Origin of the sequence: Segatella salivae DSM 15606 (genome assembly GCF_000185845.1) — a bacterium.
In the GTDB taxonomy this organism is placed as follows: Bacteria; Bacteroidota; Bacteroidia; order Bacteroidales; family Bacteroidaceae; genus Prevotella; species Prevotella salivae.
The window spans coordinates 848433-857348 of the sequence record NZ_GL629647.1 but is presented as its reverse complement, the minus strand read 5'-3'; the positions used below and the strand labels follow the sequence as shown (position 1 = coordinate 857348).

9 protein-coding genes and 1 pseudogene are annotated in these 8916 nt (G+C 39.1%); 8 read left to right on the top strand and 2 right to left on the bottom strand.

Features of this window, described 5'->3' with window-relative positions:
* Positions 1-338: 338 nt before the first annotated feature.
* On the top strand, positions 339-935 hold the full coding sequence (locus tag HMPREF9420_RS03580) for a sigma-70 family RNA polymerase sigma factor (RefSeq protein ID WP_007134074.1): 597 nt from the start codon (positions 339-341) through the stop codon (positions 933-935).
* Positions 936-993: 58 nt separating this feature from the next.
* Here HMPREF9420_RS03580 and rpe read toward each other — a convergent pair whose 3' ends face one another.
* Positions 994-1647: a ribulose-phosphate 3-epimerase gene (gene rpe, locus HMPREF9420_RS03575; RefSeq protein ID WP_007134073.1), complete on the bottom strand. Its 654-nt coding sequence runs from the start codon at positions 1645-1647 to the stop codon at positions 994-996.
* 19 nt (positions 1648-1666) lie between these two features.
* The gene (locus HMPREF9420_RS14835) at positions 1667-1792 is read right to left on the bottom strand and encodes a hypothetical protein (protein WP_007134072.1); all 126 of its coding nucleotides are present in this window, start codon (positions 1790-1792) and stop codon (positions 1667-1669) included.
* Between the two features lie 847 nt (positions 1793-2639).
* Between HMPREF9420_RS14835 and HMPREF9420_RS03570 the strand changes: the two genes are divergently transcribed.
* The 7 genes and pseudogenes from HMPREF9420_RS03570 to HMPREF9420_RS14570 form a co-directional block, all read left to right on the top strand.
* Positions 2640-3458 carry an indole-3-glycerol phosphate synthase TrpC gene (locus tag HMPREF9420_RS03570; protein ID WP_007134071.1) on the top strand — a complete coding sequence of 273 codons (819 nt, stop codon included), beginning with the start codon at positions 2640-2642 and terminating at the stop codon, positions 3456-3458.
* Positions 3455-4168: a phosphoribosylanthranilate isomerase gene (locus tag HMPREF9420_RS03565; protein WP_007134070.1), complete on the top strand. Its 714-nt coding sequence runs from the start codon at positions 3455-3457 to the stop codon at positions 4166-4168. The genes HMPREF9420_RS03570 and HMPREF9420_RS03565 overlap by 4 nt, the downstream gene beginning before the upstream one ends.
* Before the next feature lie 213 nt (positions 4169-4381).
* On the top strand, positions 4382-4813 hold the full coding sequence (locus HMPREF9420_RS03560; RefSeq protein WP_007134069.1) for an Hsp20/alpha crystallin family protein: 432 nt from the start codon (positions 4382-4384) through the stop codon (positions 4811-4813).
* Between the two features lie 257 nt (positions 4814-5070).
* On the top strand, positions 5071-6051 hold the full coding sequence (fmt, locus tag HMPREF9420_RS03555; RefSeq protein WP_007134068.1) for a methionyl-tRNA formyltransferase: 981 nt from the start codon (positions 5071-5073) through the stop codon (positions 6049-6051).
* 63 nt (positions 6052-6114) lie between these two features.
* Positions 6115-6684, top strand: a complete 570-nt coding sequence (locus tag HMPREF9420_RS03550; RefSeq protein WP_007134067.1) for an L-threonylcarbamoyladenylate synthase — start codon at positions 6115-6117, stop codon at positions 6682-6684.
* An 80-nt stretch (positions 6685-6764) separates the two neighbouring features.
* Positions 6765-8486 (top strand): chloride channel protein, encoded by a 1722-nt coding sequence (locus HMPREF9420_RS03545; RefSeq protein WP_007134066.1) that lies wholly within the window; start codon positions 6765-6767, stop codon positions 8484-8486.
* A 99-nt stretch (positions 8487-8585) separates the two neighbouring features.
* Positions 8586-8916, top strand: a pseudogene (locus HMPREF9420_RS14570) (ROK family protein); the annotation flags it as partial.

Genomic DNA, 8916 nt, shown 5'->3' with positions numbered 1-8916 from the left:
CGTCATGAAGATGTTAAAAAAGTGATTTTCCAGTCGAAAAATTTGTTTTTCTCATTCATATAACTTATATTTGTCACATATTTTTTTAATGATTTAGAGCTTTTCTAAATCGCTTTCGAGGTTGGGTGCTTCCTGCTCCAACCTCTTTTTTATTTGAAAAATTTGGCAGAACGTGAAATTTAATCTATCTTTGCATCGTGTAGCCCTTTACTTTTGACGAGATGACTGCGTTCTTCTTAGTTGAAAAAGTCTTGAACTACATCAGCACAAATTCGTATATTCACATTATAACAACTGCGCCTATAGAACAATTTTACTTAGAATTAAAGTTTTAAGGAATGAAGAATCTAAATGTAATGACTGATGAAGAGTTGGCCATGGACTATGTGAATGGCAACAATCGGGCATTTGATGAATTACTGTTTCGACATCAATCAAAATTGTTTTCCTACATCCTTTTCGTAGTGCGCGACCGCGAAATTGCTGATGATCTCTTTCAAGAGACGTTTGTAAAGGTTATCACTAAGCTGCAAGAAGGGAAGTATTCACCAAGCGGAAAGTTTAGCGCTTGGATGATGCGCATTGCACATAACGTCATCATGGACCTTTATCGTGGACTGAAAGTGCAAAAGATTGTAGACACTTCTGATGATAACGACCTCTCAAACATCAGCACAAACGACTTTTATTCGATGGACATTGAGAGTCAATATGTCAATGCACAGGTGTTGAAAGATGTGAAAAAACTGATGAATTTCTTGCCTGCTTCACAACGAGAAGTGGTTTATATGCGTTATTATCAGCAACTTTCATTCAAAGAAATCGCTGAGATGACAAACGTAAGTATTAATACCAGTCTCGGTCGTATGCGCTATGCAATCCTAAATCTGCGTCGCATGGTGAAGGAAAATGAAATCACCTTGCAGATGGTTTAACACAAAATATGCATTGGATTATTACGTGTCATTTAATAATCCAGCCAATTGCATCCTGTTATTTCAGCTTTTTCAAGGCTTCGATAGTGGCATAAGGGTCTGTGCTTTTGAATACATAACTTCCACTTACCAATACATCGACTCCAGCTTTCACGAGTCGTGGGGCTGTTTCGGCTTGCACTCCACCATCTACTTCTATGAGTGCATGCGACCCTGTTTCATTGATTAAGCGACGCAATCTCTCTACCTTTCGGATGGTGTTCTCTATGAATTTCTGTCCACCGAAACCGGGATTGACACTCATCAGCAGTACCATGTCAACGTCACGGATAATGTCTTCGAGCATGAACACAGGCGTTGAAGGGTTTAAGGTGACTCCCGCTTTCATCCCGGCAGCATGAATTTGTTGGATGGTTCGATGCAAATGGGTACATGCTTCATAATGTACATTCATCATCATTGCACCAATCTTAGCTGTCTGTTCGATGTATTGTTCGGGATGAACAATCATGAAATGAACGTCCAAAGGCTTTTTACAAACCTTGCTAACTGCCTCAAGAATAGGGAAGCCAAACGATATGTTGGGCACAAAAAACCCATCCATTACGTCAAGATGTAACCAGTCTGCCTCACTATTGTTAATCATTTCAATCTCATCTTTCAGATGAAGAAAGTCGGCTGCCAATAGAGATGGCGAAACTAAAGTTTTCATTTGTATTTGATTTTTGAGTTTAATTGAGACAGAATGCCGTATTCTTTCCGTTCACACGAGCCACCCGATAGGTGTAGGCTATCTGTTTAATAAGTTGCAAAGTCTTTTCAGACGGCAACGATTCTTTTGGCGAAAAACACTTCATAGGCATTCTGTTTTGGCGTCGTTTTTGTTCTTTTTAGTGTGGATTCTTTTATAATCGCCAACCAATTTCCAACTTTGTTCGAGTTGTTCGGTTGTCAAACATTCCACATTTACCCTTAGAACGTAGGATAATGGGATATATTGTGCAAAATCAGAAATTTCAAGTTACAATTTTATCTTTTATTTTTCATCACCATAAATAGAGCTGGTTTTGTACGAAATACAATGTAAGTTTATCGCTATGCATATCATTATATTTTGCAATCTATGTCAGTTTAGCATGTAATCTACATTATTTTATCGTGTGATTTCAGTCACTTTATAACGTAAAATGATAGGAAACATGGTTCGTTTCTATATGATTGATAATCAGCTTATTCGGTGATTGTGTTCGGAGATGTGATGTATTGGTAGATCAGTTTATTTCGAATTATTTAGCGTGTGATAGCCTTTGCGTATACGGACCATCGTCTTTGCGCCTTCAATTGATAGAACTTGGCAAAATCTTTCCGTCGTTTTGCTTCAGTTTTTGTATGGCTTTACAGGGTTCATGCAATTAATGTGGAATGTAGTCTATCTTGTTTTGGAATAAGGAAAGTGTTTTGTTATGCAGTTTCTTTGTTCAAAAAATCTTCTTATAACTACTTTTTTATGTATTTTGTCGATAGATTTCAGAAAATAATGTATATTTGTAATTGTTTCATTTCAGCGGTGTTTAGATGAACGAACGACATATATTATAAGGTTATGTCATTTGAAGTCTGATGCCACCCTATGATTTTCCATTCATAAAGAAACTGGGAATAGGGTAAAAAATGAGATGTTGTGCAGAATAGAATAGATTAGAGATGAATTTATTAGAAGAGATTATAGCTCACAAACACATAGAAATTGACCAACGCAAACGCTTTATTTCTCCGCGTCAACTATATGTTTTGGTTGCTCAACAGATGGATAATCTTTCACATAAGCCATTGAAAGAAGAAGGTTTGTCATTTGTTTTGCAACACTCAGACACGGGAATCATAGCTGAATTTAAGCGTAAATCGCCTGTAAAAGGGTGGATAAACGAGGCCGCTAAGGCTTCGGATGTGTGCTTGGCCTATGAAAAGAGTGGGGCTACGGCTTTGAGTATAGTCACCGATATCGATTATTTTGCAGGCTATGATGAGTTTGTGCAAGAGGCAAGAGCGGTTGGAGTGCAGCTTCCTATCCTTTATAATAACTTCATTATTGACGATTATCAACTTCTGCAAGCACGTTTTTGTGGCGCTTCGGCGATAGTACTAATAGCAGAGGCGCTATCGAAAGACGAGTGCAAACGCATGATATCGTTGGCTCATCAGTTGGAATTAGAGGTGATGATTGAACTGCATGAAGAGCGTAGTTTGGACTATCTTGAGCTTGAACCAGACTTGTGTGGTGTGAATAACTGCGACCTTCGAACCTTTGTTTCGGATGTAAACACCAGTTTAACCCTGGCAGACCATCTTCCAAAAGAACTCTGCAAGGTGAGTGAAAATGGTATTCCTGATGCGTCAACTGCCGCACGTTTGCGGTTGGCAGGCTACGATGGGCTGCTTGTTTCAGATGTGTTGATGAAACAACCTGTCCCCGGTGAAGCCCTGAAACAATTTATTCATGAACTTAAAAATACATCAATATGAACACAAAAAAGAGATTTTTAATTAGTGTTTGCGGTGTTTGTGATGGGGAAAACATCAGAGAACTGCTCGCAACGGATATTGATATACTGGGTTTTGTGTTTTGTTCTGACTTGCCACAAGTTGTGAAAATGATTCCCAGTAATTCCGGACTTATTCCAGATTACAGTCGGGATCGTTATCTGCAACAACGCGGTCAGGAGATAAATGATGTAGAAACTCAGCGTGTAAAGCGTCTTGGTATCTTTGCAGATGATATGCCACAGAATATCATCACACGCATTTATAACTATGATCTTGATTATGTGCAATTGCAAGGAGACGAGAGTCCTGTGATGATTGATAATCTCAGGCGGTCTGTTGACCCTGATATTAGGCGTGGAATCAAAATTATTAAGACTCTTGATATAGCTACTTTGGCTGATTTTGAAAGGTGCAAGTCTTTTGAAGGTCATGCTGATTTATTGTGCTTTCGCATAAAACGAGAAGGACAAAATCAAGAAGTTGCGTCATGGAATGAAACCTTGCTCGCGGCCTATCATGGCGAACTGCCTTTTATTTTGAGTGGAAATATTGGACTTAATGATGCTGAAGCTCTCCAAACAATTCGTTGTTCGAAATGTGTTGGCATAGAAATTAATCATGCGTTTGAACTGACTCCAGGCGTGAAAGATATCCAAGGAATCAATCGTTTTATCTCTTTAATAGAATAAGTCAACAGGTTCTGTTCTTTAAAAGCATAGCTATCTTCTGTCAAAATTGCAGATATTTCCTGGTAAAAGCTATAAAAATGGCTTAAAACTGCCATTTTGACACAAATTATTCAACGGCATATTAGTTGCATTTTAGGTAGCGGATTTCGAAGCTAATGGCTGAGAATCCAATACAAAAAGATTAAGTTGAATAAAAAATAGGAGGTATTTATTATGTTGTTTCCAGTAATTAGAACTAATAATGATTGGTTAGACAATGCTTTTAATGATTTCTTTAGTGACAACGCTCTATCGAGAATGAACGCTACTGCGCCAGCAGTTAACGTGAAAGTCAATGAGAATGGTTACGTGATGGAAGTCGCAGTGCCTGGTATTAAGAAAGAGTTTTGCCGCGTAAATATTGATGATAAGGGCAACCTTGAAATCGCTATAGAGAATAAGTTGGAGCATAAAGAAGAAGAAAAGAAAGAACATTATCTTCGCAGAGAGTTCTCTTATTCAAATTATCAGCAGAGTTATGTTCTCCCTGATGATGTAGATCGCGAGAAGATTAGCGCTAAAGTGCTTGATGGTGTGCTTGAAATCGCATTGCCAAGAGTGCGTAAAGAGGAACAGAAAGTACAGCGAAATATTGAAATTAAATAAGCATTGACGTGTGCAGAGACTGAGTTTTATGGCTCAGTCTCTTGGGTATGATTTTATAAAGACCTTTGAATGGGGTGACGTTTTATGTCCTTTGAATATGGATAGTCGCCGTATTCAAAGGTCTTTTTTATTTTATTATTTACTAATCGAGCTGGATTAGTGAGCATGAAACACACAAAATGTGACAAAAATCAATAGTTCTTGTCATGGCTTTTACAAAGAAATTTATTACTTTTGCGTAATAAACAATTTGCAGAATGAAAAAAGAAGAACTGAGAATTGTCTTCATGGGTACGCCCGAATTTGCCGTTGCATCACTTCAACGACTTGTAGAAGGCGGATATAATGTTGTGGCTGTGGTGACACAACCCGACAAACCAGTGGGCCGCCACCAACAACAAGTGCAAGCTTCACCTGTTAAACAATATGCAGAAACACATGGTTTGCCAGTTCTACAGCCTGTAAAGATGAAAGATCCTGTATTTGTTGAGCAGTTGGCACAATATAAAGCAGACCTTCAAGTGGTTGTAGCTTTTCGCATATTACCTGAGATTGTTTGGGCTATGCCACGCTTTGGAACCTTTAATGTGCATGCCGCTTTGCTCCCACAATATAGGGGTGCTGCTCCAATCAATTGGGCAGTGATTAACGGAGAGACAGAAACGGGTGTGACAACTTTCTTTCTTGATAAGAATATTGATACGGGACGAATTATCATGCAGAAGCATTTTAGCATACCAGATGATGCAGATGTGGAGTATGTTTATAACGGCTTAATGAATCTTGGGGCCGATATTGCTACGGAAACAATTGATAAGATGCTTGAGAACGATGGCAATATAGACAGTATTGCACAAAGTAGCTTCATGCAATTCAATGAAGACGAGTTACTGCCTGCACCAAAGATATTCAAGGAAACGTGTGAGATTGATTGGCACCTGCCAGTTAAACGTGTCTATGACTTTGTGCGTGGACTGAGTCCTTATCCTGGAACCTGGACGACAATCGATGAAAATGGTCAGCGAAGTGTGTTGAAAATCTTTAAGACAGCAAAGACTTCAGAGACTTGGGAAGGTGAACTTGGGTGTGTAAGGACATTGAAAGGCCATCTGTTTGTTAGGTGTAGCGATGGTTGGTTGGAGCTATTGGAGTTGCAACCGGTAGGAAAGAAACGTATGACTGCACGTGATTTCTTAAATGGAATGCGTGATAGGCAGTTTAAATTTGTATCAAAATGAGTAAGCTGTTATAGTAAAAAGATAATTCATAATAGTATATATTGATAAAAAACAATTAAGAAGATGACAAAAGAAGAGGATATTCGTAATGCAGTTGAATGCATGAGAAAAGGTGGAGTCATATTATATCCCACCGACACGGTATGGGGAATAGGGTGTGATGCGACCAATAAGGAGGCAGTAGCTAAGGTATATGCTATCAAGAAACGAGATGATTCGAAGGCACTTATCTGTCTTGTTGATTCGGATGCACGCCTGCAACGTTGTTTCAGAAACGTGCCAGCAGTGGCTTGGGAGTTATTAGATGCGGCTGTAAAGCCTACGACTGTTATCCTTGATGATGCGGTAAATGTCGCTGAAAACCTTGTGGCTGAAGATGGAAGTTTAGCTGTTCGCATCACAAATGAACCTTTTAGTAAGGAACTTTGCTTTCGTTTTCAGAAACCGATTGTTAGTACAAGTGCAAATGTTAGTGGCGAACCTGCAGCAGCAAACTATGGAGATATCAGTGAAGAGATATTGAATGCCGTGAACTATGTATGTTGGAGTAGACGTCAGGAGCATAAGCCTCATGTGCCAAGTTCTATTATAAAACTTGGTCGTGATGGTGAAGTTACTGTGATTCGAAAGTAGAATTATCGCTCAAAACTATATTAAAATTGAAGATAATAGATTTAAGAAAGTGGTGTAAGGAACATTTGTCAGATCGACAAATGACCCTTATCCTTGCTTTTGTCATAGGCCTTTTTGCTTCTGTTGCAGGCTATGTGCTGCACAGTATGATAAAAGAGATTCAGCATTTACTAACGGCTGGCTTTGATAGAACAACCTTTAACTGGCTTTATCTGCTTTTCCCGATAATGGGAATCTACTTGACTTCGCTCTTTATTAAATATGTTGTAAAGGACAATATCTCGCATGGCATAACGCGTGTACTTTATGCTATCTCAACGAAACAATCGCGTTTAAAGGGTCATAACTGTTGGTCTTCGGTTGTAGCATCAAGTATTACTATTGGATTTGGTGGGTCTGTAGGAGCAGAAGCGCCTATTGTGCTTACGGGATCTGCCATTGGTAGTAACCTGGCTAAGCTTTTTAAGATGGATGCCCGGACTGCAATGTTGCTCGTAGGATGTGGTGCTACTGCAGCGATTTCAGGTATTTTTAAAGCTCCAATAGCTGGTTTGGTATTCACACTTGAGGTGTTAATGCTCGACTTGACAATGGCTTCACTGCTTCCTATCTTAATAGCGAGTGTCACAGCAACGTGTTTCAGCTATATCTTTGTAGGCAGCGAATCACTCTTCTCCTATCATATGGATAGTGCATGGGATATCCAGCGTGTCCCACCTTATATTATATTAGGTGTGTTTTGTGGTATCGTTGGCCTTTATTTCATGCGTACTATGACAGCATGTGAAAACATGTTTGCCAACATGAAGCGTCATCCTTATCTAAAACTCGCATTGGGTGGTCTGACACTTAGTGTGTTAATCTTCTTCTTTCCTTCGCTTTATGGAGAAGGTTACAGTATGGTTAACATCTTCCTTGATGGGAAAACCATTGCAGATTGGGAGCAAGTGATGAATGGTTCGATGTTTTATGGACATAGTAATCTGTTAGTTGTTTATGTCGGTCTTGTCGTTTTTACAAAAGTTTTCGCTACATCGGCCACTAATGGAGCAGGAGGTTGTGGAGGAACTTTTGCCCCGGCATTGTTTATCGGAGGATTCTCGGGATTCTTTTTTGCTCGCATTTGGAATATATATCAACTTGGAGTGTATGCTCCAGAGAAGAATTTTGCACTCATGGGTATGGCTGGTGTTATGGCTGGAGTAATGCAAGCACCTCTTACTGGCATATTCCTTATCGCCGAACTAACAGCGGGTTATCAGCTGTTTATCCCTTTAATGATTGTTTGTATCTGTGCATATCTGACCATAAATATCTTTGAACAGCACAGCATCTACAGCATGCGATTGGCTCGAGAGGGTAAGTTGTTGACGCATCATACCGACCAAGCTATCCTAACCTTAATGAGTTTAGACAGTATTATCGACCGACAGTTTACCTCAGTTGACCCAGATATGCAGCTTGGTAAATTGATTAATGCCATTAGTAAAAGCCATACGAGCTTCCTTCCTGTACTTGATAATGCAGGTACTTTGCTGGGAGAGATTGATATAACAAAGATTCGTCACATCATGTTTAGATCCGAATTATATAATCGGTTCACGGTAAAAGACATCATGACTCCAGTCCCTTCGACACTTGTAAGAGAGGATAAGATGATAGATGTAATGAGGAAATTTGAGAAAGCTAATTGCAATTTCCTTCCTGTTGTCGATGTAAATGGGCACTTAGAAGGCTATGTTTCTCGCACACGTATGTACAGTATGTATCGTCATCTCGTAGCAGATTTCAGTTCAGAGTAATGTTTTTATCAAAAAATTTGCTACAATCAGAGAAATATAATATCTTTGCTTAGAGTTTAACTACTAACGATTGATAATAAACAATATAAATAATAGAACATGAACACAAACGAAACAATGAAACCGTATGTAATTGGTCTAGACCTTGGGGGAACCAATTCTGTCTTTGGTATCGTAGATTCACGAGGTGAAATCAAGGCTACTACTGCGATTAAAACGCAGGGATATCCTAATGTTGAGGATTATGTTGATGCTTCAGTAGAGGCATTAAATATTATCATTGATCAGGTTGGAGGCATTGATACCATTAAAGCTATGGGTATAGGTGCACCTAATGGCAACTACTATACAGGTACAATAGAGTTTGCTCCCAATCTTTCTTGGGGACGAAGTGGTATAGTTCCATTGGCTGATATGTTCAGTAAGCGAC

What these genes read in the sequence shown, in the direction of transcription:
- rpe (WP_007134073.1), bottom strand. Translation starts at nt 1,647, where the DNA reads ATGAAAACTTTAGTTTCGCCATCTCTATTGGCAGCCGACTTTCTTCAT.
- fmt (WP_007134068.1), top strand. Translation starts at nt 5,071, where the DNA reads ATGAAAAAAGAAGAACTGAGAATTGTCTTCATGGGTACGCCCGAATTT.
- HMPREF9420_RS14835 (WP_007134072.1), bottom strand. Translation starts at nt 1,792, where the DNA reads ATGAAGTGTTTTTCGCCAAAAGAATCGTTGCCGTCTGAAAAGACTTTG.
- HMPREF9420_RS03550 (WP_007134067.1), top strand. Translation starts at nt 6,115, where the DNA reads ATGACAAAAGAAGAGGATATTCGTAATGCAGTTGAATGCATGAGAAAA.
- HMPREF9420_RS03545 (WP_007134066.1), top strand. Translation starts at nt 6,765, where the DNA reads ATGACCCTTATCCTTGCTTTTGTCATAGGCCTTTTTGCTTCTGTTGCA.
- HMPREF9420_RS03570 (WP_007134071.1), top strand. Translation starts at nt 2,640, where the DNA reads ATGAATTTATTAGAAGAGATTATAGCTCACAAACACATAGAAATTGAC.
- HMPREF9420_RS03560 (WP_007134069.1), top strand. Translation starts at nt 4,382, where the DNA reads ATGTTGTTTCCAGTAATTAGAACTAATAATGATTGGTTAGACAATGCT.
- HMPREF9420_RS03565 (WP_007134070.1), top strand. Translation starts at nt 3,455, where the DNA reads ATGAACACAAAAAAGAGATTTTTAATTAGTGTTTGCGGTGTTTGTGAT.
- HMPREF9420_RS03580 (WP_007134074.1), top strand. Translation starts at nt 339, where the DNA reads ATGAAGAATCTAAATGTAATGACTGATGAAGAGTTGGCCATGGACTAT.